Origin of the sequence: Duganella sp. 3397 (genome assembly GCF_031456625.1) — a bacterium.
GTDB classification, from domain to species: domain Bacteria; phylum Pseudomonadota; class Gammaproteobacteria; order Burkholderiales; family Burkholderiaceae_D; genus Rugamonas; species Rugamonas phyllosphaerae.
This window is the reverse complement of record NZ_JAVDVB010000001.1, coordinates 1,017,401-1,039,517: the sequence shown is the minus strand read 5'-3', so window position 1 is coordinate 1,039,517 and position 22,117 is coordinate 1,017,401. Positions and strand designations below refer to the sequence as shown.

At 63.5% G+C, this 22,117-nt stretch carries 18 protein-coding genes; 3 read left to right on the top strand and 15 right to left on the bottom strand.

The annotated features are described in order from the left end of the window. Nucleotides 1–11 precede the first annotated feature (11 nt). The 6 genes from leuD to J2X54_RS04460 form a co-directional block, all read right to left on the bottom strand. Entirely contained in the window at nt 12–650 is a 639-nt protein-coding gene (gene leuD, locus J2X54_RS04485) for a 3-isopropylmalate dehydratase small subunit (protein ID WP_310178304.1), read from the bottom strand. A gap of 30 nt (nt 651–680) precedes the next feature. Then, the gene (gene leuC, locus J2X54_RS04480; protein ID WP_310178303.1) at nt 681–2,078 is read right to left on the bottom strand and encodes a 3-isopropylmalate dehydratase large subunit; all 1,398 of its coding nucleotides are present in this window, start codon (nt 2,076–2,078) and stop codon (nt 681–683) included. A 72-nt stretch (nt 2,079–2,150) separates the two neighbouring features. Then, complete coding sequence (locus J2X54_RS04475; RefSeq protein ID WP_310178302.1) at nt 2,151–3,128, bottom strand: hydroxymethylglutaryl-CoA lyase; 978 nt, start codon at nt 3,126–3,128, stop codon at nt 2,151–2,153. Beyond that, on the bottom strand, nt 3,125–4,336 hold the full coding sequence (locus J2X54_RS04470; protein ID WP_310178300.1) for a CoA transferase: 1,212 nt from the start codon (nt 4,334–4,336) through the stop codon (nt 3,125–3,127). Before J2X54_RS04470 ends, J2X54_RS04475 begins: the two co-directional genes overlap by 4 nt. A gap of 66 nt (nt 4,337–4,402) precedes the next feature. Next, nucleotides 4,403–5,755 carry an MFS transporter gene (locus J2X54_RS04465; protein ID WP_310178299.1) on the bottom strand — a complete coding sequence of 451 codons (1,353 nt, stop codon included), beginning with the start codon at nt 5,753–5,755 and terminating at the stop codon, nt 4,403–4,405. Between the two features lie 176 nt (nt 5,756–5,931). Continuing rightward, nucleotides 5,932–6,837 (bottom strand): LysR substrate-binding domain-containing protein, encoded by a 906-nt coding sequence (locus tag J2X54_RS04460; protein WP_310178298.1) that lies wholly within the window; start codon nt 6,835–6,837, stop codon nt 5,932–5,934. Between the two features lie 227 nt (nt 6,838–7,064). On the opposite strand from J2X54_RS04460, the gene J2X54_RS04455 reads away from it, so the two are divergent. Further along, on the top strand, nt 7,065–7,271 hold the full coding sequence (locus J2X54_RS04455) for a DUF2256 domain-containing protein (protein ID WP_071651629.1): 207 nt from the start codon (nt 7,065–7,067) through the stop codon (nt 7,269–7,271). 23 nt (nt 7,272–7,294) lie between these two features. Then, nucleotides 7,295–7,786, top strand: coding sequence for a host attachment protein (locus J2X54_RS04450; RefSeq protein ID WP_310178297.1), 492 nt, complete (start codon nt 7,295–7,297; stop codon nt 7,784–7,786). Nucleotides 7,787–7,801: 15 nt separating this feature from the next. Here J2X54_RS04450 and J2X54_RS04445 read toward each other — a convergent pair whose 3' ends face one another. The 9 genes from J2X54_RS04445 to J2X54_RS04405 all read right to left on the bottom strand — a co-directional run bounded on the left by J2X54_RS04445 (nt 7,802) and on the right by J2X54_RS04405 (nt 21,366). Further along, entirely contained in the window at nt 7,802–10,678 is a 2,877-nt protein-coding gene (locus tag J2X54_RS04445) for an insulinase family protein (protein ID WP_310178295.1), read from the bottom strand. Continuing rightward, a complete protein-coding gene (locus J2X54_RS04440; protein ID WP_310178293.1) occupies nt 10,668–13,475 on the bottom strand; it encodes a TonB-dependent receptor in 2,808 nt (935 codons plus the stop codon). Before J2X54_RS04440 ends, J2X54_RS04445 begins: the two co-directional genes overlap by 11 nt. Nucleotides 13,476–13,636: 161 nt before the next feature. Further along, complete coding sequence (locus J2X54_RS04435; protein ID WP_310178291.1) at nt 13,637–14,611, bottom strand: FecR domain-containing protein; 975 nt, start codon at nt 14,609–14,611, stop codon at nt 13,637–13,639. Further along, complete coding sequence (locus J2X54_RS04430) at nt 14,608–15,096, bottom strand: sigma-70 family RNA polymerase sigma factor (protein ID WP_310178289.1); 489 nt, start codon at nt 15,094–15,096, stop codon at nt 14,608–14,610. The genes J2X54_RS04435 and J2X54_RS04430 overlap by 4 nt, the downstream gene beginning before the upstream one ends. A gap of 127 nt (nt 15,097–15,223) precedes the next feature. Beyond that, nucleotides 15,224–17,854, bottom strand: coding sequence for a TonB-dependent receptor (locus J2X54_RS04425; protein ID WP_310178287.1), 2,631 nt, complete (start codon nt 17,852–17,854; stop codon nt 15,224–15,226). 276 nt (nt 17,855–18,130) lie between these two features. Then, complete coding sequence (locus J2X54_RS04420) at nt 18,131–18,532, bottom strand: NirD/YgiW/YdeI family stress tolerance protein (protein WP_310178285.1); 402 nt, start codon at nt 18,530–18,532, stop codon at nt 18,131–18,133. 90 nt (nt 18,533–18,622) lie between these two features. Further along, nucleotides 18,623–19,984, bottom strand: a complete 1,362-nt coding sequence (locus J2X54_RS04415) for an ATP-binding protein (RefSeq protein WP_310178284.1) — start codon at nt 19,982–19,984, stop codon at nt 18,623–18,625. After that, nucleotides 19,974–20,639 (bottom strand): response regulator, encoded by a 666-nt coding sequence (locus J2X54_RS04410; protein ID WP_310178282.1) that lies wholly within the window; start codon nt 20,637–20,639, stop codon nt 19,974–19,976. Before J2X54_RS04410 ends, J2X54_RS04415 begins: the two co-directional genes overlap by 11 nt. A gap of 46 nt (nt 20,640–20,685) precedes the next feature. After that, nucleotides 20,686–21,366 (bottom strand): DNA-binding protein, encoded by a 681-nt coding sequence (locus tag J2X54_RS04405; RefSeq protein WP_070248493.1) that lies wholly within the window; start codon nt 21,364–21,366, stop codon nt 20,686–20,688. Between the two features lie 216 nt (nt 21,367–21,582). Here J2X54_RS04405 and J2X54_RS04400 point away from each other — a divergent pair, with 216 nt between their 5' ends. Next, nucleotides 21,583–22,038, top strand: a complete 456-nt coding sequence (locus J2X54_RS04400) for a fasciclin domain-containing protein (protein WP_056147126.1) — start codon at nt 21,583–21,585, stop codon at nt 22,036–22,038. Nucleotides 22,039–22,117 lie beyond the last annotated feature (79 nt).

The window sequence follows — 22,117 nt, the reverse complement described above, 5'->3', positions numbered from 1 at the left end:
AAACTGCTACTTCATGAGAACACCCAAGGCTCGTGCAAGTGGCGCTGCCGTTCGTAGGCGACAATGTCGTCGGCCCGGCGCAGCGCCAGGTCTATCTCGCTGACACCGTCAAGCAGGCAGCGCTTCCTGAAGGCGTCAAACTCGAAGGTGTGGATCTGCCCATCCGGAGTCGTCACTGTTTGCTGGTCCAGGTCAACCGAGACCGCAAAACCGTGGCTGCCGTCAACATCGCGAAACAGCGCATCGACCACCTCGGCGGGCAGCGTCACAGGCACCACTCCGTTCTTGGTGCAGTTGTTGGCGAAAATATCGGCAAAGCTGGGGGCGATGATCACACGCAGCCCAAACTCGCGTATTGCCCAAGGGGCATGCTCGCGAGACGAGCCGCAGCCGAAGTTTGCGCGCGCCAACAGAATTGATGCGCCGTCGTAGCGTGGTTGGTTCAGTACAAAGTCGGCGTTTCGCCGGCGAGCGCTGCAGTCGTCGCCCGGATGGCCGGGATCGAGGTAGCGCCAGTCGTCGAACAGGTAGCGGCCAAAGCCGCTGCGTTGCGTCATCTTCAGGTATTGCTTGGGCAAGATCGCGTCGGTATCCACGTTGGCACGATCAATGGGCGCGACGAGGCCACGGTGGCGAAGGAAGGGTTCCATTGCTAGCCTTTTTTCAGTGGATGAGGATAATTACATCGGATCAGTGAAATGTCCCGCGATGGCAGCGGCGGCAGCCATCTGCGGGCTCACGAGGTGGGTACGGCCGCCGGGTCCCTGGCGTCCTTCGAAATTGCGATTGGAGGTCGATGCGCAGCGCTCACCAGCGCGCAACCGGTCGTCATTCATGCCCAGGCACATTGAGCAACCGGCATCGCGCCACTCGAAGCCAGCCGCGATGAACACCCGATCCAATCCTTCGGCCTCGGCCTGGCGCTTAACCAGTCCTGAGCCCGGCACGACCAGGGCGCGCTGAATGGTCGATGCAATGTGCCGTCCGCGCACAATCGCCGCAGCGGCACGCAAATCCTCCAGCCGCGAATTAGTGCATGAGCCAATAAAAATCGTATCGAGCATGATGGCCTTGATCGGCGTATTCGGCGCCAGCCCCATGTAGGTCAATGCCCGCGCCATTCCTTCGCGCCGTACCGGGTCGAGTTCGCATGCCGGATCGGGTACCAGTTCGTCGATGCTCACCACCATCTCCGGCGAGGTGCCCCAGGTGACCAGCGGACGCACGGCGGCGGCATCGAGCGTCAACTCCTGATCAAACCGCGCACTCGTGTCGCTGACCAATGTGCGCCAGTACGCTTCGGCTTCCGTCCATGCCGCGCTGGTGGGACTGCCTGGACGCCCCTTCAGGTAACCGAGTGTCGTCTCGTCTACCCCGATCATGCCGGCGCGGGCACCGGCCTCAATTGCCATATTGCACAGGGTCATGCGGCCCTCCATGCTGAGGGCACGCACTGCCGCACCGGTAAATTCGATCACGCTACCGGTTCCGCCTGCCGTGCCAATGCGGCCAATAACTGCCAGGGCCAAGTCCTTGGCGGTGACACCCCGATTGCACGCGCCTTCGATGCAAATACGTATCGACCTGGGCTTGGGCATGAACAGAGTCTGACTGGCAAGCACCTGCTCCACTTCGGAAGTACCGATGCCGAAGGCCAGCGCGGCAAACGCGCCGTGCGTCGAGGTGTGTGAATCGCCGCATACGATCGTCATGCCAGGCAAGGTCATGCCTTGCTCCGGCGCGACGACATGCAGTATTCCCTGGCGCAGGTCAGCGAGATCGAAGTAGGTAATCTCGTGCGTTGCGCAATTTTGTGACAGCGTATCCACCTGCGACCTGGATACGGGGTCGACGATGCCGGCGGCCCGGGCGACGGTAGGCACGTTGTGGTCGGCAGTGGCAATGATCGAGCCGGTACGCCAGGGTTTTCGGCCGGCGGCGCGCAATCCGTCGAACGCTTGCGCGCTGGTGACTTCGTTAATCAGATGTTTATCGATGTAGATCAAACTGGGACCGTCGATTACTTCGTCGATCACATGTTTTTTCCAGAGTTTGTCAAACAGGGATAAGGATTCCATGGTCCGGCTCCATCTGGTTAAAATGGGTGCGGTAGAATGCACCGATGCGTTGCTGAACGCGCTTCACTGACCTCAAATTTCGCGCGAAAGCGCACGCTCTCGTATCACCTCGAAATCCCTGGGCAGCGGATGCAGGTCAAGCCGACGCCCGGCCTTGACGATCTGGCTCGGCGTGTCATGGCCGATCAGGGCTGGCAGGCGCTTCGACGCGGCGATCAATTTCTCCAGATCGACGCCGATGTCATAGCCCATCAACTGCAGCGCATGCGCGACCTCTTCGGTGCAGACGTTGCCAGATGCCCCCGGTGCATAAGGACAGCCACCGATGCCACCGAGTGAAGCATCGAAACGGTCCGCTCCCGCCTCGATACCGGCGAGAACATTGGACAGGCCCATGCCCCGGGTATTGTGGAAATGCAGGCTCAGTTCGATGTCCGGCCAGGCGTCACGGAAGCGACGCGTCAACGAATTGACCTGGGTAGGGAATGCCATGCCCGTGGTATCGCACAGGGTAATTCCGCCCGCACCGGCTTCACCGATAAAGCGCGCGCACCATTCCAGCACCGTTTCTTGCGCTACCTCGCCGTCCATCGGACAACCGAACGCGCATGACAGGGAGACATTCACTGCAAGCGATGCCTGCCGGGCGAGCGCGGCAACTTCGCACAAGCCTGCGAACGATTGCGCCTGTGTCATGCGCAGGTTGGACAGGTTATGGCTTTCGCTGGCCGACATGACGAGGTTGAGTTCATCGACCCGGCTGACGATGGCGCCTTCGGCGCCTCGCACATTTGGCACCAGTGCGCTGTAGATCACACCGGGTACGCGTTCGATTCCAAGCATCACTTCCCTGGCGTCGCCAAGGGCCGGGATGGCTTTCGGCGAGACAAAAGCGGTCACCTCGATTTTGGCCATGCCGGCCCGGGACAGGCTGTCAACCAGGGCAATTTTCTCCGTAGTCGGCACGAAGACGGATTCCGCCTGCAAGCCATCGCGGGTGCCCACTTCCTGCAGGTAAATTCGGCGGCCTGCACCATTCCAGATATTCATGCCACCACTCCCTTTTCGCGCAATGCCGCGATGTCTTGCGCGGTCAATCCCAGTTCACCCAGAACACCATCGGTGTCGTCACCGAGTCCTGGCGCGGAGGAGCGCACCGATCCTGGTGTGCCCAGCAGCTTGGGCACCACGCCTGGCACCTCCAGCTCATAACCATCGCGCGTGCGCTGCGACAGAATCATGTCGCGGGCCCGGTAGTGCGGATCCTCGGCAATGTCCTTGGCGGTGTACACCTTGCCAGCCGGAACCCTTGCCTGGCCGAGAATTTCAAGCACGTCGGCCACCGGGCGCGTGGCGGTCCAGACACCAATGGCCGCGTCGAGTTCCGCAACGCGCGCAACACGGCCGGCATTGTTGGCCAGTTCCGGATCGGCCGCCAGGTCGTCTCGTGTAATGGTCTGCATCAGGCGCTTGAAGATGCTGTCGCCGTTACCGGCAATGAGCACGTAACCGTCGAGGCATCGATAAGCGTTCGACGGCGCAATGCCTGGCAGTGCACTGCCTGCGGCTTCCCTCGCCACGCCAAAGGCGCTGTATTCCGGGATCAGGCTTTCCATCACGTTGAACACGGCCTCATGCAGGGCTACATCGATCACCTGCCCCTTGCCGCCGTTGACCTTGCGGTGGTACAGGGCCGTGAGGATGCCGACGGTGCCATGCAGGGCGGCCAGGGTATCGCCGATCGAAATGCCACACCGTACCGGAACCCGGTCCGGCTCACCGGTCAGGTGACGCAATCCGCCCATCGCTTCGCCGATTGCGCCGAACCCGGGCAGGTCGCGGTACGGGCCGGTCTGGCCGTAACCCGAAATGCGCAGCATCACCAACCCTGGATTGAGTGCGGAAAGGTCGTTCCAGCTCATGCCCCAGGCTTCCAGGGTCCCTGGCCGGAAGTTCTCGATCAGCACATCGGCCTCGGCAATCAGCTTGCGGGCAATGTCCTGGCCGTCAGGGCTGCGCAGGTCCAGCGCGATCGAGCGCTTGTTACGCGATTGAACTTGCCACCAGACCGACGTACCGTCCTTGATCATGCGCCAGTTACGCAATGGATCGCCCGAGCCGGGAGCTTCGATCTTGATGACGTCGGCACCGAATTCGCCGAGCGTTTTACCGGCAAACGGTCCGGCGATAAGTTGCCCCATTTCGATCACACGGACGCCGCGCAATGCGCCGTCCGCGATGCTGTTACCTGAATTCATGATTAATCTCCCTCAGTCCTGTCAAAGTGCTGTCTTCATCGATCCATGCCGCTACCGGCTGCAAGCTCAGGAACCGCGCGGCGTCGCGGATGCTTCCTTGTCCCGCAGCGCCGCAGGCATGCCGTAGATGAGGATTGCCGCACAAATAAGGCTCAGGCAACCGATCAGGTACAGGGCCGGCGTGGTGCTGCCAAACACGTCCTTGATGCGCCCGACGACCACGGGGCTGACGATGCCGCCCATTTGTCCGAGCGTATTGATCAGGGCAATGCCGCCCGCAGCGCCCGCCCCGGTGACCAGCTTTGGCGGCAGCGCCCAGAATGCGGGGATCGAGGCAACCACGCCCGCCCCCATGAGGCCGAGGGCAACGATCAGCAGTCCGGTATGCTTGTCGAACAGGCCGGCACTGAAGAAGCCGACCGAAGCCAGCAACATCAGCCCGATGACATATTTCCTTCGCTCGCCCGACACGTCGGAGAGGCGGCCGACGATGACCATGGTGATGGCACCGCACAGATAGGGGATCGCAGTCAGGTAACCGATGATGGCCGAGTCGGTGATGCCCGAAGCGCGGATCAGGTGGGGCGCCCAGAAATTCAGTCCATAGGAGCTCATTTGAATCAGGAAATAGACCAGTGCCAGCATCAGAAAACCGGGGGTCTTCAGTGCACCTAGCAGGGATTCGCCGTGACCGCCGATCGAACGATTTTGGCTGGCAATACGCTCCGATAGCAGCGCCTGTTCGTCGCGCGTCAGCCAGCCGGCGTCTTCAATCCGGTCTTTCAACACGTTGAAAACGACAAAGCCAAGGAATACGCACGGTATGCCGCCGACGATGAACAGCCAGTGCCAGCCGCGCAACATCAGCAGTCCATCCATGTGGCTCAACACCAGCCCGGCAACAGGTGCGCCGAACAAGCCGGCAAAAGCCGACGCCAGAAACAGCATCGACGTGATGCGGCCACGATACGAGGTCGGAAACCACAATGTCAGGTAGTACAGCACGCCCGGGGCGAAACCGGCTTCCATGGCGCCAATGAGGAATCGCAGTACATAAAATTGCCATTCCGTCTGGACGAAAACCATCAACGCTGTCGCAATTCCCCAGGACACCATGATGCGGGCGATCCAGCGGCGTGCACCGACCTTGTAGAGCATCAGGTTGCTGGGCACTTCGAACAGCACGTAACCAACCACGAACAGGCCCGCGCCGAAGCCATAGGCAGTATCGCTGAGACCGAGATCGGTTTGCAGGGCAAACTTGGCGAAGCTGACGTTAATGCGATCGAAAAACGCAAAGAGATAACAGATCATGATCAACGGCATGATGCGCCAGGCGACCTTGCGCACGATGCGCGCTTCTTCAAGCGCACCAGCAGCGATGGACGAGCCGATAGGAATGGAACCTGAGGTTGTCATACGTGTCTCCTACTGTAGTTTTTTTAGCTGCATGTTTGCAGCACTGGACTTGGGCGCTCTTGTCGGCGGATGAATGCGATTCTGACCCCGTGCAGCCGATGGAAGAAGCCGAAAGGAGAGAAGCGAGCTTTCGCGGAACGCGAAAGCTCGGAGCGCAGCAGTCTTGTCCTCGTGCGTTAGCGGCCGGGCGGCGCGTCCGCGAGATGGTCCACCAGCAATCGCACGTGGCGTGGTATGGCGCCAGCGTCGCGCAGGCCTATGAGCAGGCTGCGCTCTGCCCACGCATCCTTGAGCGCGATCTGGCGCAGATCGAGCGATCCGGCAAGTTCCTGCACCGCCTCTGACGGCAATACGGCAATCCCCATGCCGGCGGAAACCATCTTGCACATCGCATCGAAGCTGCGCACGCGGATGCGCAGCTTGAGATTACGGCCCAGCGCTTCCGTTTCGGCTTGCAGCCGCTCTGCCAGGGACGTGCCTGCCGAAAGACTGACGAAGTCATGGTCGACCACTTCTTCGAAATAGACGGACTGCCTTTCGGACAAAACATGCGCACGTGGTACCACCAGGCTTAGCCGGTCTCTTCGATAAGTTACCAGATCCAGCCCCAACGCAGGCGTGCGGTCAGCGAAAATGCCTAGGTCGGCACGGCCATCGAGCACCGCCACCACGATCTCCCTGCTGTCGCCCTCTTCGAATTCGATCCTGATACCCGGGTTCGCCGCCGTGAAAGAGGCTAAATCGTTGGGCAGGAACTGGGTAACGGCCGACGTATTCGCCCACAGGCGCACGACCCCGACGAGGCCTGATGCATAGTCCGAAAGATCGGCCGCCAGCAAGTCCACGTCGCTCAGTATCCTCTGGGCATGGCCGTGCAGCGCCTTGCCAGCTACCGTGAGGATCACTCCCCGCGAATGACGTTCGAGTAGCGGCGTACCTGTCATCAGCTCCAGGTCGGAGATACGCTTGCTGGCAGCGCCAACTGCAAGATTGGCCAATACAGCTCCCTTACTGATGCTCCCGGTACGCACCACTAGGGTAAACAGGGAGAGCGATACCAGATCAAGTCGGTGGAGATTCATCGTTGGATACAGTCACAGTAAATGTCAGGCAATTGTGTAATGATCTACAGTCGCTTCGATTTCTCGAGGTGAGCGGTGCCAATCCTGATTGGACCAGTACGCCCCGCTGAAGAAGTAAGCCCACGGGCAGTGTTGCTTAAATAGTGATCAAATACAAGGCAAGGTTGCTGGAGGGGCCGTAACCATTCCTGGCGAGACTGGGAAAGAACATTTGAAGGAAGCACCACATGGCCAAGATGCGCAAGAAATCAGAGCTGCCGACCAAGCTGTGCGCGCATTGCCAGCTGCCGTTTACGTGGCGCAAGAAGTGGGAGCGTGACTGGGAGCAGGTGAAGTATTGTTCGGAGCGGTGTCGGCTGGCTGGTCGTCGCTGCGACGGTGCGCCTCATTTACAGGACCGTGCCTATACTGGATCTCCACGCGTAAAACGTTGACACTACGTTGAAAGGAGATCGATATGCACACCACATGGATAGTCACCGCCAACGCCGGACGGGCCAGAATTTTCAGCGCGCAAGATCCGGCCAAGCCGCTGCAGGAGCTCGAAGACATGGTCAATCCGGCCATGCGGCTGCGGGTGACCGAGACCGAGCCGGACAAGATAGGCCCCACGGCTGCCACCAACACCGGCCACAATATCGGCGGCACCCAGGGCGTCAGCCTGGCCCACAACGCCAAAGCCGGCGCGCCCAACAAGGCCTACCAGCCGGCCCATACGCCAGCCGAACAGGAAGCCGAACAGTTCGCCCGCGATATCTCCGCCCGACTGCGCGAGGCGCAGCAACAAGGCCAGTTTCAGCGCCTGGTGCTTTGCGCCTCGCCACAGTTTCTCGGGGCGCTGCGCGCGGTGCTCGATCCGCACGTGAAGTCGTTCATTGAACGTGAGATTAACAAGGACTACACGCAAGCCAACGAACAGGAATTGCGTGAGTACTTGGGAACGAAATAAGAGCCTGCGGGGCACTTACGGCTGTACAGCTGGTTTCGGCAACACCTTCACCACCACCAGGTCGCCGACCAGCCTGAACTCCTGCGCCAGTGCGCGCACGCTCTCGGGCGTCAGGCCTGCCGCCAGTTGCGCGCTCTCCTTCAGGTAACGCGCGTCGCCGTAGCGGTTGTAGCTCAGTTGCAGGCGGTTGAACTGGGCCGTGGCGTCGGTCTTGCGCTTGCCCTCGTCGCTGCGCATCTGGCGGATTTCTTCTTCCAGCATGGCCGTGTCGATCCGGGCTGGCAGCTGCTCCAGCACTGTCTTGGCCAATGCCCACAGCGCATCGAGCCGTTCCGGTGCGGCGGTGAACGACAGCTCACTGGCCAGGCGCCCTTGCGGCTCCAGGCTCAGCTTGTAGTTAAGCCGATAGATGCCCGCCTCTTTTTCGCGCAACTCCGTGCGCAACTGGCGATACACGATGCGCGAGACGATGGCCGTACGCATGGCCCGCTCGGGCGACCAGGCCAGGGGCTGGCTGCCGTGGGCGCGCACGCTGCCCTGCGGCTCGATGCCGATCGCCAACCGGGTCTCGCGATAGCCGCCTGCTTGCTGCAGCGCCGTGGCAGACGCAGATGTGGATGCTGGGCCGGAAAAGGCCGATGCGGGTACCGGTGCGGATACCATTGCGGTTGCGGTTGCCGCTGCAGCTGTAGCTGTAGCTTGACGCACAATGCCGGCCAGGTGACGCTCCACCAGCGCCTTCACGGTCGCTTCATCAACCGGGCCGCTGACGAAATACGTCACCGGCAACGCGCGCAGTTGCTGCCACTGGCGGCGCACCCGTTGCAAACCGGCCTGGCTGTCGAGTTCCTGTACCGCCGCCAGGTCCGGCATGGCGTCGCCCGGCAACTGTTCGCCATAGCGCAGGCGGCTCATCTCGCGGCCGGCGCGCTCGCCGGCGCTGTCGGGACGGCGTGCACTCTGGCGCGCCAGCTGTTCGCTGGCGTCGCTCAGGGCGGCCTGCGAAATATCGGACTGCACCTGGCCGGCCGCGTACAGCTGCAACAAGTCATCAAGCTGCGGCGCCGGCACTTGTGCGCTGTAGGTCAGCTGGGTTTCGGTCTGCTGTTGCGACAGCCGCACCTTGTGCGCCGCGCTCCAGCGCGCCAGTTGCCCCAGCTCCTGGCCTTCCAGGTCGGCGATGTTGCCCAGTTGCGCGGCCAGTTGCCACTGCCAGCCGGGCGCGCCGGGCAGCCGGTAGCCGGCGCCTGACTGGGCGGCAAAGCGCATCACCGCGTCGTTCGGGGCGTGGCGCCACACCACCACGTCGCCATTGCCCAAGGTCCAGCGCTGCACGCCCCCGCCCAGGTCGTCCTGGCGCAGCACGGCGCCAGCCGATTCGATCTCGGGCAGCACCACGGCCGGCAAGGCGGCCAGCGCCTCCTTGTGCACCTTGACCAGCGCCGGCAATGGTTGCGCAGCGAGCGTCTTTTGCAATGCCAGCACTTCAGCGGCAGTCGGCAGGGTGAGCGGGCTCAGGCCCGGCGCCAGCATGAACACGGCGCGGTCGGGCGCGTCTATCCACGCGCGCACGCGGGCGTTCACTTCGGCCGGCGTGATGGCGTCGGCGATGCGGGCGATCTGCGCCTGCTTTTGCTGCGGATCTTGCAGCACGCGGGCGGCCTGCACCGCGCCGACCAGCATTTGCTGCCAGCCCTGGAAATCACGCGCGGCCTGCTGCTGCGGGCCCTTGGCGTTGATGCGGCGGATCTCTTCAATCTCGGCGCGGATGTCGTCGTCGCGCAAACCGTCGCGGCGAACACGCTCGCGCATCAGCAAAATCTGGCGCAGGCCGGCCTGGTGGCTGCCCACCGCCACGCTCGACGAAAAGCCCAGCGATGCGGTAGCGTCACCGAGCTCGCCCTTGCTGCTGGTAAGCGACGACACGCCTGCCGGCAGGTTGCCGGCAGCCTCGCGCACCAGCGCGCGCAGGCTGCGTTCGGCAACACGGTCCACCAGGCGCGCACGCAAGCCGTCGTCGTCCTGGCGCTGGTCCACGGTAAAGCGGTTGATGAAACCCACCTGGCTGGTGCCGCTTTCCGAATCCTGCAAGCGCAGGATTTGCAGCTGGTCGCGCAATACCGGGTCGGCAGAGTTGCGCTCTGGCAGCGCGCCCGGCGTCAAACCGCTGAAGGCGGCGGCGATCTGCGTGCGCAGGGCTTTCGCATCGACATCGCCCACGACCACCAGCGCCATATTGCCGGGGCGGTACCAGTCCTGGTAAAACTTGCGCAGCGCTTCGGCTGGCTGAGTGCGGATGCTCGCTTCGGTGCCAATGGTGGGCCGCTGCGGATACAGCGAGCCTTCGCGCAGCATGGCGCGGCGCTGGCGGTCCATGCGCTCGCGCACACCGAGTTTGCCGCGCCACTCTTCCAGGATCACCTGGCGCTCGCGCTCCAGTGCATCCGCAGGAATCTGCGCGCCGCCGGCAATTTGCGCCAGCGCGCCCACGCCGGCCGCGATACTGGCCGGCTTGTTGGCGGCCATCAGCTGGTACAGGGTGCGCTCGAAATTGGTTTGCGCGTTGTAGTGCTTGCCGATGCGCCAGCCCTGGCTTTCCAGGTACTTGCCCACGCCCTCGGGGTGGGCGGTGGACGCCTTGAACACCATGTGCTCGACCATGTGCGCCACGCCGGACTGGTCGTCGCGCTCATCGAGCGAACCGGCGCGCACCACCAGTTGCAGCGAGACCGTGTTGCCCAGGCTTTTGCCATCGACGATGTAGTACGTAAATCCGTTAGCGAGCTGGCCGCGCTGCACCCGTTGATCCCAGCGGAACGCTTCAGCCGCCGTGGCGGCGGACACGGTAAACCACACGCCGATGACAGCGATGAGTTTGAATTTAGAAGTCATAGCCGATCTCCAGTGCGATGGTGCGACCACGTTCGTAGGTCACGTACGCTTCGCTGACGGTCATCTTGTTCTTGCGGTTGGTGAGATTTTCGATGGTCAGTTTCACGTCCAGCTCCTGGCGCTTGCCAATGCGCGGCGACCAATGCACCACGGTATCGATCGCCAGCGACGTCGGCAACCGGGTGAGCTCGAAGTTCGGGATAGCCGCGCCCTCGTACTGCGCCGTGCCACGGCGCGTGTAACTGTCGTAGCTGCCGCGCACGCGCAACATGTTGTTGACGGTCAGGTGCCGGGCCGGCAAGGTGGTCATGGCGCCAACGCGCACAGTCCACGGGCGGTTGTAATTGTCGGCAGGCATTTGCGAATAACGCATCACGGTACCGCCGTAGTTGATCAGCTCGTCGGTGAGCAAAGCGCTGCTGTAGGTCTCGGCGTAGGTCGAGTAGTTGGAATTGGTATCGCTCTTGTTGGCCGCTACCCACATGCGGTTGACGGTGCTGCCAAGCTTGAACGCGCGGGCGTTCGACCAGCTCACCGTCCAGTCCCTGGTTTCGCTGGCGCCGTTGTTGGTAAACACGTAGCACTGATTGGCATTGCAATCGGCCTGCCCGGTCAGCAGCCGGCGCACGATCTGGTCCTTGCCGTCGCGATGGGTGTAACGCACGCTCAGTGGCCCGGCCAGCAGGTCCGACTCGTAGGTCAGGCCGGCCGTCAGCTCGTCGTCATGCGGCGAGTTCACGTCTTCCAGGCGGTTGAGCGGCTTGCTGGCGGTGATCGGGCCCCAGGTCAGCGTGGTACCGATACGCTGGCGGGTGGTCTTGAGCAGGTTGACCTTTTCCTGCATCGCGATGCCGAACAGGTTGCGGCCATAGTAACGGTTGGCGCCCAGGTCGAGGGACAGCGGATCGCTGACCTGCCAGCCGAGTTTTATGCGCGGTGCGAAGTTGGTCTGGCCCGCCAGCGAATCGCGGTCGCCCCGCACGCCGGCGCGCAGCGAGAAGCCGCCCCAGGTCGCTTCATCCTCGAGGTAGGCGGACGTGGAGTGCGCATCGACGGTAAAACCGCCGGTGTTGTAAATGATCAGGTTGCGGAAATAATCGCCCTGTCCGCGCGTGAGCGTCGGCGAAGTCGAACAGGCCTCGGTATCGACGGTGCCGTCCGCCATCTCGCAGCGCGAGATGGCGCCGGTGGTGGCCAGGTTGGCCGGCGTCAGGTAGTGGTACTGGTCCTTGAGGCGGGCGTAAGTGCCCTCCTGCTTGCGCAGTTCCAGGCCGCCGGCCACGCGGTGCGTCACGGCGCCGGTTTTGAACGGCGTGAAAGCGGCGCCCAGCTTGTACTCGAGCGACTTGGTCTCCTGGTCGATATCGCCCCAGGCGCCTTCGCCGCTGGTCGGGTTGGTGCCGGTGGGGTCGCCCCAGTTCTTCGCCTCCGACCAGCGCCAGCTGCGGTACAGGTTCGCTTCCCCGCGGCGCGATTGCCGGTTGCGCGACCAGGACAGCTGGTTGGTCACCCTGGCCAGGTCGAAGCGCGACTCCAGCCGGCCGCTCAAATTCAAGCCGCCGGACTTGATGGTGTAATCGCTGTCACGAAAGTTTTCGAGAAAATAGCTGTTGTCCGATGGCGCGTAAGCGAGGGTCAACTCGCCCTTGTGGATGCCTTGCACCGGCGTGTAATCGGCTTTGACAACCAGCGTATCCTGCTTGCGCTCCTGCGTGACTTCGCGGCTGACGGTGGTGCTTTCGTTCGCGGTATCGAAGCGCTTGAGGGGGATTTCCGACTTGCGTCTTACGCCGCTCACCAGGACGCCCCAATCGGTGCCGATGCGCGCTTCGGCAGTGGTCTTGTAGGTCCATTTCTTGAAGCGCGGCTGCAAGTCGGCGTTGGACGACTGTTCGAAGTCCTCGCGCTGGGCCGGATCGATCAGCAGTTCGCTCCAGCTCGACGAGCTGTAGCCGACAGCGACCTTGCCGCCGAACTGCTTGCGCGCCGAGCAGATCTTCGCCTTGACTACGCCGCCCGTAAAGCGGCCATACTCGGCCGATACGTTGGAGTCGAGCACCTCGATCTCGCACAGGATGCTGGCGTCAACCGCCAGCGACTGCGACGCGCCCGGCACGAAATCCGGGCTGCCGCTGATGATCTTGTTGCCGGGATCGATGCTGTTGGAGATCGACACGCCATCGAGCAAAATCTCGTTCTGGTACGGCTTGGCGCCGTGGATGCTGATCTCGGCCGGCGCAATTTCACCACCGGTGGCCGACGAGAGCAGCGATTCGTCGAATTGCACGTTCGGATTGATGCGCAACATGCTGGTCAGGTCGCCGTTGATGGCGGCCGCATTGCTGATCATTTCGCGGTCCAGCTTGTCCACCGTCCCCAGCGTGGACGCCTGCACGTGAATCGCCTGCAGGGTCGATGGTGCGTCGCTGGCCGCGGTCTTGCCGCCCCCAGCAGTGGCAGCAGCAGGAGCAACTGCCGGCCGTTCGCGCAGCACGAAGCCGCCCGACCTGTTCATCACCGCATCGTACCGGGTACCGGCCAGCAGCGCCTGGAAGCCGCCCTGCACATCGTACTTGCCCTGCAAGCCCTGCGATCGCGCGCCGCCCAGTTTGCCGGCGTCGAACACCAGCACCACGCCCGCTTCGGCAGCGTAGCGGTTCAGCACCTCGGCCAGCGGCGCCGAGGCGATGGCGTAAGCCTTGGTGAGCTGGCTGCGGACAGCGCCACCCGCATCGTCGGCGGCGATGGCGACGGTGGCCGGCAGCAGGATGCCAGCACTGAGCAAGGCGACTAGCAAGGGGCGGATACGCAGTTGACGATTGCGCGCTCGGCCTGTTACGGCACTCTGGAGGACAAGGTTCATTTTTGATGGAAAAGTGATCGACTTGCCTGTAGGCCGGACCACAACTGAAAAAGTACCGTCTTCTGGCAAAATATTTTTGCGACGGTGGTACTGGCCTAGCGGGGCCGCAAGCGCCAGCCGTCGCCGGCCGGGTCCAGCCGCAGCCCGAGGCCGTCCGCCAGGGTGCGCAGCGAGCGCTCGGCGGCGTCGATGCGGAAGGTGCCGGAAACGCGCCGCACCGCCAGCGCCGGCGCCACCTCGATGTGCTGGCCCGAGTACAGTGCGAAGCGCTCGGCAAATTCGGTCAGCGGCATATTGAGCGCGGTGAGCAGCCCCCGGGTCCAGGCGTCTTCCGGGAACAGCGCGGTCTCCGGGCGGCCGCTGGCGGTGCCTGAAAACAGCACGCGCTGCCCTGCTTCCACCCGCACCCGGGAGCCGGACAGCGGCTGCACCTCGGCCGCGCTCTGCTGCACCGCCAGCACCGTGTGGGTGGCGAACAGGCTCACGGTCAGCCGTGTGCCGAGCGGGCGGATCACGCCGTCGCGCGCAAGGATGCGCAGCTTGCGCCCTTGCGGATCGCGCCCGCTGGTCAGTTGCAGCACACCGGCGTCCAGGTACAGGTCGCGGTGGCCGGCGTCGTAGGCGATGCCCACCCGGGTGCCGGACGCGAGCCACAGGCGGCCGCCGTCGGGCAAGCTGACTTCGCGCCGCTCGCCTTTGGCGGCGACGATCCAGTCGATCTGCGGCGCGGCCGGGGCCTGCTGCCAGGTGGAGGCCAAGCGGTAGCCGATGCCGCCGGTGGCGATGACACCCAGCATGGCGAGGACCTGGCGCCGGGCACTTTGGCTGCGGTGGACCTTGCGCTCGGCCTGATTGCGTTCGGCCTGCTGCAACACGTGCGGCGCCTGGCGCGGCGCCGCCGCCAGCAGGCTTTGCAGCTTCTCTACTTTTTCCCATGCCCAGCGGTGGGACGGATGGGCGTCGTGCCAGTGCTGCCAGCGGCGGCGGTTTTCGGACGAGTCGTCCTCGGCCAGCAGCAGGAACCAGTCGGCAGCCGCTGCCAGCGGCAGGTCGTCGTTGTTTGTGGTCACAGGCACTTCAGGCATTGCACCACCGCCTGCTGCATGTATTTTTTAACGCTGCTTACCGACACGCCCAGCTGCGCGGCGATGGTGGCCTGATCCAGCCCCTCCACCTGCGCCAGCAAAAAGGCCTGGCGCACCTTTGGGCCGAGGTCAGCCAGCAGGCGGTCGATGGTCAGCAGGGTTTCGAGCAGGATGGCGCGCTCTTCGAGCGACGGTTGCAGCGGCGGCGGCACGAGCGCCAGTTCGGCCAGGTACGCCTGCTCGATGTCGTGGCGGCGAAAGTGGTCGATCATCAGCCCGCGCGCGATGGTGGCCAGGTAGGAGCGCGGCTGCGTCACCTCGGCCACGCAGGCGCCCGATTGCAGGATGCGCACGAAGGTGTCTTGCGCAAAGTCGGCCGCGCGGTCGGAGCAATGCCCGAGGCGCGCGCGCAACCAGGCGGTGAGCCACGGCCGGTGTTCGCGATACAGACTTTCTACACTGACATCCACGCTAGGCCCTGCCCATCCAGAATTAAATGAGAACTATTATCATTTAAAAGTGGTTGAGTGGCAAGCAAATTAAAACGCACTGTGGGCCGAAGGCCGCACAGTGCGCGGGTTTGAGGCAGATGCGTGGTTAGAACTTCAGGCGCATGGTCAGTCCAACTACCCGGTCATAGCGGCGGATATCGCGTGGGTTGCTGGCGATGCCGTGGTAGTCGTGGTACGTGCGATCGAGCAGGTTTTCCATGTCCAGCGTGAAGCCCAGGTTGTCGGTCACGCGGTACGAGATCGAGGCATCGGCGGTCTTGATCGGATCGACGATCAGGTCCAGCGGCCCCACCGGCGCGGCCAGGGTGCGGTAGTTGAAGGTATCGACAAACTTGCTGCGCCAGTTGTAGGCCACGCGTGCCGACCACTGGCCGCGTTCGTACAGGCCGACGATGTTGTACGAGTTTTTCGACAGACCGGCGAACGGTACTTCCTTGCCGTCATCGACCAGGTGGCCCTTCAGGTACGTGTAGTTTGCCTCCATGCCGAAGCCGCCCAGCCAGCCCGGCAGGAAATCGAAGAACTGGCGGTAGCCGAATTCCACGCCTTCGAGCTGGCCCTTGTTCACGTTGCGCGGACGATCCATGCGGTACCGGTTGCCGTCGATGGTTTCCAGCGCCAGCGACCGGATGATGTAGTTCTCGAACTTGTGCTTGAACACGGTGGCAGTCAGGCTGCCGGTTGGCGCAAAATACCATTCCAGCGCAAGGTCGGCGTTCTTGCCGGTCACCGGTTTGAGGTCAGGGTTGCCGCCGCTACCGCCATAAATACCCTCGCCGTCAGGCGTCGCGCCCAGCGATACGCCCGGGTTGAAGTCGCCGAAGGCCGGACGCTGGATCGCCTTGCCGGCGTTGAAGCGGGCGATCAGCTTGTCGGTCAGACTGGCCTTGACGGTCAGGTTGGGCAGCACGTCGGTGTCCGACACGTTGCGGTTCACAGGCACCGGCACGCCGTTGATGTTGCTGAAGCCGTTCACGTCCAGTTCGGTCTTGACCACGCGCACGCCCAGCGTGCCTTCGACCGGCACCTTGCCGGCGTCAAAGCCGAAGCGGGTCTTGCCGTAAAAGGCGGTGGTGTCTTCGCTGTTGGTGTAGAGCGAGTACGGGTCGGCCGGCGTCTTGCCATCGCGGCCGTACAGCTTGCGCCAGGCGTCGATATTGGCGTGCTGGTACTTCTCGCAGATCACCAGCCAGCGGTTCATGCCGTAGTCGTTTGCCAGCGGCATCGACGGGCAGGTCAGGCCTGGCAACGAGGAGACGGCCGGCAGGTTGGCAGGCGCCGGCAGGAAATTCAGGCTCTCGTGCTGGTACGACGATTTGCGCTTGGCCAGCCGCACACCACCCGAAAATTCGCGGAAGAAGTGTTCCTCGCCAGCGTTCCAGGTGACGTCGCCGCGCCAGTCGTTCGAGCTGCCGCGCGAACTGGACCAGTTGTCGATGAAAGCGCCCAGCGTGTAGTTGTTCGGGTCCAGCATGTTGTAGCCGGGGTAGTTGTAGTAGGCGCCGCCGTCACGGTAGGTGCTGGCGGTGATCGTGGTCGGATGGGCCGACATTTCCATGATCGGCATTTCCTGCTTCCACTTGCTGTAGGTCCGCACGAATTCGCTGCTGACCTTGAGCGACGGCGTGACGTTCCAGCGGCCGCCGATGGCGCCCTGGTGGGTTTCGGAATCATCCTGCGGCGTCTGGTTGGAACTCAATGCACCCAGGTTGCCGGTAGAGGTCATGGTATCGACCTGCTTGGTGCCGGGGAACAGCGTGTATTTGCTGTCGGCATTCCAGCCCATGCTGCTGATCATGAACTGGCGTTCCATGTCATGGTCGATGCGGGTGGACCAGCCCTCCGCGTACAGCTCCGCGGTGTTCGATGGCCGCCACTGGAAGGCCCAGTTGCCGGCGTAGCGCGTGCGGTCGCCACGGGCGTTGGTGTGGCCCAGGTCGAACGGACCGGTGACAGTCGGGTCGCTGGTGATGGTATTCGATGGCGGCGAATTCCACGCCACCTCATCGTGGTAGCGTCCCAGCTGGTACGACAGGCCGAATAGCGCGCCGAAGTCGCCCCACGAGGTTTTCCAGCGGTTCGAGACCATGCCCGATACCTGCGGGTCGCGCGTATTCGATTTGTCGCGGTCTTCCACGCGCGCGGCCAGGTTGCCCGAAAAACCGGCAAAGTCGAACGGACGCGCGGTGCGTACGTCGATCACGCCGGCGGTGCCCCCCTCCACCATCTCGGCGCTTTGTGTCTTGTAGACGTCGATGCGCGAGAGCATGGTGGTTGGAATGTCGGCCAGGTACAGGTTGCGGTTATTGGACGTATAGACTTCGCGGCCGTTCAGCAGCGTGGTCAGGCCGGGCAGGCCGCGGATGATCACTGAACTGGCCTCACCGCCTTCGCGACGGATCTGCACGCCGGTTACTCGGCCCAGGATTTCGGCGACATTTTTGTCGGGGAATTTACCGGCTTCTTCGGCGACGATGGAATCGATCACGTCGTCGGCGTTTTTCTTGATGTTTTGGGCGCTCTGTGCCGCGCGACGCACGCCGGTCACGACGACCGAGGTCACCGGCTTGGCGGCCTCTTGCTCGGCCACAACCTGGGCGTCCTGCGCCCAGACCGAAGCACTGCTCAGGATGCCGGCGCCGGCCAGCACGGCAACGGTCAGTTTGATTTGCAGGCGTGGGGATGCTGCGTGACGCCCGAAGGGGTGTGCGCTCATGATATCTCTCTCCAGTGTTATATTTTTTGTCGGTGCACTGAACCGAAGACCCAATGCAACCGGTGCCATCTTAGAGAGCGCGCAATCGGTGAACCAATCACATTTTTGCGCGACCTGATACCGAAACTATTATGTCGGCAGCAGATCCTGTGCTGTTTTCGGGATAAACCGGGGGCGTGCCGGGCGCGCAAAAAAAACCCGGAGCGCACAGGCGCTCCGGTTCCTGCTGCGGAAATGAGACAGATCGCGCAGAATTGCGCTTGTTTATTCGGCAAATTACTGGGCAACCTTGACCTGCTTGACGTCGAAGGTCGATTCACCAAAGGTTTCCTTGTCGAACTCACCGGTCAGTTCCACCAGCGTGTTCTGGTCGATGTTGACGCCTTGCGGGAAATGCTTGGCGTCGATTTCCACCGTGATCTTGCCGCTGGCATCGGTGAACTCGTAGTCTTCGCCGCCCTTGTGGCTGGTCAGTTTGCCCTTGAGCTTGGCGTACTGGTCGTCCTTGCCGTTGGCCAGCAGGTCCTTGGCGGTGCTCATCGCCACGCTGGACGGGCCGGTGTAACCGGTGGCGGCAGGCTTGGTGGTCGGGCCGGTGTAGCCGCCCGACTGGGCGATGGCAAAGGTGGAACCGGCGAGTAATGCGGTCAGGCAGGTGACCTGGATAAAACGTTTCATGGCGTGGTCCTTTCGTGGTGGGCTTGGACGTATTACACCGAGCGGACATTAACCGGATCTTAATATCGGATGCTTAATGGTTTGGTGGGCTTAATGCGCCGGCAGATCCATGGTCACGCCGAGACCCTGCCCTTCGAGGCCGGCGCCGAAGACCAGCGCGCCGCCATGCAATTCCACGATGCGCCTGACGATCGACAGTCCCAGCCCGCTGCCGCCCTGCCCTGCCTCGTGCCCGAGCACGCGGAAGAACCGTTCGGACAGGCGCTGGCGGCTCGCTGCATCCACGCCGGGGCCATTGTCGCGCACGGTGATGACGATGCGCCCGGCGGCACGCACTGCGTCGAGCTCGATGCGGGCGCCGTCCGGGCAGTAGCGCACCGCGTTATCGAGCAGGTTGCGCACGGCGATCTGCAGCATGGCCGGATTGGCCTGGGCCACCGCGCCGGTACAGCGCAGCACCAGCGTGATGCCGCGCCGGGCGGCGGTGTCGGCAAGCGTCGCGCGCAATTGCTCGCACAGCGGCGGCAGCGGCACCGGCTCGGTGGCCAGCTGTTCACGCGTGACCGGATCAAGGCGGGCGAGCGCCAGCAGGCTGTCCACCAGCGCTGTCACGCGGGCGATATCGTCGCGCAGTTTTTTGAAGGGCGTGGCCAGCGCGGCGTCCGGGTGCTGGCGCTGCAGCAGCTGCACGTGCATGTGCAGGCCGGCCAGCGGCGTGCGCAGCTCGTGCGCGGCGTCGGCGGTGAAGCGGCGTTCGGCCTGCAGGGCGGCGTCCAGGCGCCCCAGCACGCCATTGAGGGCCTGTACGATGGGCAGCAGTTCGCGCGGCTGGTCATCGACCGCCACCAGCGCCAGATCGTGCGGCGTCTTGGCGGCAATCGCGGACGCAGTCTGGCGCAACGGTTTCAGCACGCGGTGGATCAGCAGCCAGCACACCAGCGCCAGCAAGGCCAGAAAACCGGCGATGGGCAGCCACAGGTGCTCGGCCAGTTCTTCCAGGATGTCGAGCCGCTTCTTGTGCAATTGCCCCACCTGCACCTCGAAGCGGCGCGCGTCGTCGCGCACCAGGAACACGCGCCAGCGCTGCTGGCCCAGGCGCGGATCGGCAAAGCCGTGGTCGTCGTCGAAGCCGGCCACGAACGGCGTGGCCGGCGCGCCGCTGGTGCGTTGCAGAACGCGGCCATCGACCACGATCTGGTACTGCATGTCGACCTTGCGCTCGCTGGTGCGGCCAGCCTGGGCCCGTGGCAGCAGGCCGCGTTCATTCCAGTCGGTGGTGGCGGCCAGCAGCATATAGCCCGATTCCTCGAGTGCGTCGTCGAACACGTCGTTGGTTTCGTGCCAGGCGATGTAGGTGACGATGCCCAGGCTGGCCAGCCACAGCACGGTGCTGGCAGCAACGATGGCGACGAGCAGGCGGCGCCGCAGCGACCACGATGGTTCACTCACCATCGTGCTTGAGCCGGTAGCCGAGGCCGCGCACGGTGACGATGCGCTCGCCGCCGAGCTTCTTGCGCAGGTTGTGGATGTACACCTCGATGGCGTTGCTCTCCACTTCGTCGCCCCAGCCGTACAGGGTTTCTTCGATCTGGGCGCGCGAGACGATGCTGTTCTTGCGCAGCATCAGCGCGTACAGCACGTTGTATTCGCGCGCGGTGAGCGCCACCGGCTGGCCGGCCAGGCTGGCCTGCTTGGTTTCCAGGTTGAGCGCCAGGTCGTCGTGCACCAGCGCGTTGCTGACCTGGTCGGCGCCGCGTCGCACGGCAGCGCGGATGCGGGCCGACATTTCCTCGAGTTCGAACGGTTTGACCAGGTAGTCATCGGCCCCCAGGTCCAGCCCTTCCACGCGGTCAGACAGGGCGTTGAAGGCGGTGATCAGGATCACCGGCACCCGGTTGCCGGCGCCGCGCAGCTCGGCCAGCAGGGCGTCGCCGGTCATGCCGGGCAAGCCGCGGTCGAGCAGTACGCAGTCGTAGCGGTGGGTCATGAGCGCGGTCTGCGCCGAGTCGCCGCGGCGCACCCAGTCGACCGCGTGCTGGTCGAGCCGCAGCCAGGCCAGGATGGTTTCGCCAAGAGAGGTGTCGTCTTCGACTAACAGTATGCGCATGGCGGGCGAGTGTGAGGATCGAAGATGAAGCGAATCTTAATGCAGCTTAGCCGCCGCCGCGTACCTGGCGGGCATCCAGGCGTGCTCGCAGTTCCTGGATCTCGGCGGCGAAATTGTCGCGCGCGGTAATCGCGCCCACCAGTTCCATTTCGGCGGCCAGGCGACGGTCGGAATCGGCGGCGGCAGCGGCCACGTTGCGTTCGAGCTGATGGCGCAGGTCGGCCAGCTGGCTGTCCTTGCCTTCGATGGCCAGGTGGTCCTTGGCCTTGCCCACCAGCGCGTCGGTGGCGATCTGGCGCGCGTTGCGCAGTTCGGCCTGCAGGCGTTCGATCTGTTCGTCGCGCTCGGCCAGGATTTCCAGCGCCTCGTCGCGGGCGGCGGTCACGCTGTCGCGTTCGGCCTCCAGCCGGGCGCTGGCGTCGAGCAAGGCATCGAGGTCGCCGCCGGTTTGCTCCAGGCCGGCGCGGTTGGCCGCGCCCGCCTCGTCCGCGTATTGTTTGGCCCAACCGGCCAGCGCGGCGACCAGTTCGGCCGGCATCTCCGGCGCGGGCGCCGGCGTCGATTGTGCTTGCGCGCTGCGCCAGGCAGCCAGGTGCTTGTGCATGGCAATCGATGCCGGCTCGCCCAGCGCGCCGCTGACGGCCTCGATGGTGACCGGCTGGCCATTGCCCTGCAAACCTGCAGCCGCTGCCGCAACCGCGTCGAAGGTGATCCCTGCACTTGCCATGACTTGCTCCGTATGAGGTTAGACAGCCAATATAAACGAAAAGCCCCATTTTTCCCATTAGCAATAGGACGATTCACCACAGACATTGAACCGTCATTGAACCGATATAAGCAAACACGGGAGCAGCGCACAGTATACATGTTTCAGTTTGGCCGATAATGTGACACACATGCCGGTTCAAAGACCGGTTCAACCACCACTCCGAGGAGCAGGAAAATGAAGAAATTTTTGATGGCAGCAGCGTTCACCATGGCCTTTGGCGCCGCCCAGGCAGCAGACATCGTCGATACCGCGAAAGCGGCCGGTTCCTTCAACACCCTGGTCACGGCAGTGCAGGCGGCCGGCCTGGAAAGCACCCTGAAAGGCCCGGGCCCGTTCACCGTGTTCGCGCCGACCGACGCGGCTTTCGCCAAGATCCCGAAAGCCAAGCTGGACGCACTGCTGAAAGACAAGGCCGCGCTGACCAAGGTGCTGACCTACCACGTGGTGCCAGGTAAAGTGATGGCCGCCGACGTCAAGTCCGGCGACGTCAAGACCGTCGAAGGCGCCTCGGTAAAAGTGGCCGTCAAGGGCGACAAGGTCATGGTCGACAAGGCCCACGTGACCAAGACCGACATCGCCGCCGACAATGGCGTGATCCACGTGATCGATACCGTGCTGATGCCGAAGTAATCCCGTAGCAGGACCAGGGAAACCGCAGGTTCCTCTCCGCAGCGCTTGCGCCACCCACCGGGTGGCGTTTTTTTATGGG

Bases quoted from the DNA above. Each gene is read 5' to 3' on its own strand.
- leuD (WP_310178304.1), bottom strand. From the start codon at position 650: ATGGAACCCTTCCTTCGCCACCGTGGCCTCGTCGCGCCCATTGATCGT.
- leuC (WP_310178303.1), bottom strand. From the start codon at position 2,078: ATGGAATCCTTATCCCTGTTTGACAAACTCTGGAAAAAACATGTGATC.
- J2X54_RS04475 (WP_310178302.1), bottom strand. From the start codon at position 3,128: ATGAATATCTGGAATGGTGCAGGCCGCCGAATTTACCTGCAGGAAGTG.
- J2X54_RS04470 (WP_310178300.1), bottom strand. From the start codon at position 4,336: ATGAATTCAGGTAACAGCATCGCGGACGGCGCATTGCGCGGCGTCCGT.
- J2X54_RS04465 (WP_310178299.1), bottom strand. From the start codon at position 5,755: ATGACAACCTCAGGTTCCATTCCTATCGGCTCGTCCATCGCTGCTGGT.
- J2X54_RS04460 (WP_310178298.1), bottom strand. From the start codon at position 6,837: ATGAATCTCCACCGACTTGATCTGGTATCGCTCTCCCTGTTTACCCTA.
- J2X54_RS04455 (WP_071651629.1), top strand. From the start codon at position 7,065: ATGGCCAAGATGCGCAAGAAATCAGAGCTGCCGACCAAGCTGTGCGCG.
- J2X54_RS04450 (WP_310178297.1), top strand. From the start codon at position 7,295: ATGCACACCACATGGATAGTCACCGCCAACGCCGGACGGGCCAGAATT.
- J2X54_RS04445 (WP_310178295.1), bottom strand. From the start codon at position 10,678: ATGACTTCTAAATTCAAACTCATCGCTGTCATCGGCGTGTGGTTTACC.
- J2X54_RS04425 (WP_310178287.1), bottom strand. From the start codon at position 17,854: ATGAGCGCACACCCCTTCGGGCGTCACGCAGCATCCCCACGCCTGCAA.
- J2X54_RS04420 (WP_310178285.1), bottom strand. From the start codon at position 18,532: ATGAAACGTTTTATCCAGGTCACCTGCCTGACCGCATTACTCGCCGGT.
- J2X54_RS04415 (WP_310178284.1), bottom strand. From the start codon at position 19,984: ATGGTGAGTGAACCATCGTGGTCGCTGCGGCGCCGCCTGCTCGTCGCC.
- J2X54_RS04410 (WP_310178282.1), bottom strand. From the start codon at position 20,639: ATGCGCATACTGTTAGTCGAAGACGACACCTCTCTTGGCGAAACCATC.
- J2X54_RS04405 (WP_070248493.1), bottom strand. From the start codon at position 21,366: ATGGCAAGTGCAGGGATCACCTTCGACGCGGTTGCGGCAGCGGCTGCA.
- J2X54_RS04400 (WP_056147126.1), top strand. From the start codon at position 21,583: ATGAAGAAATTTTTGATGGCAGCAGCGTTCACCATGGCCTTTGGCGCC.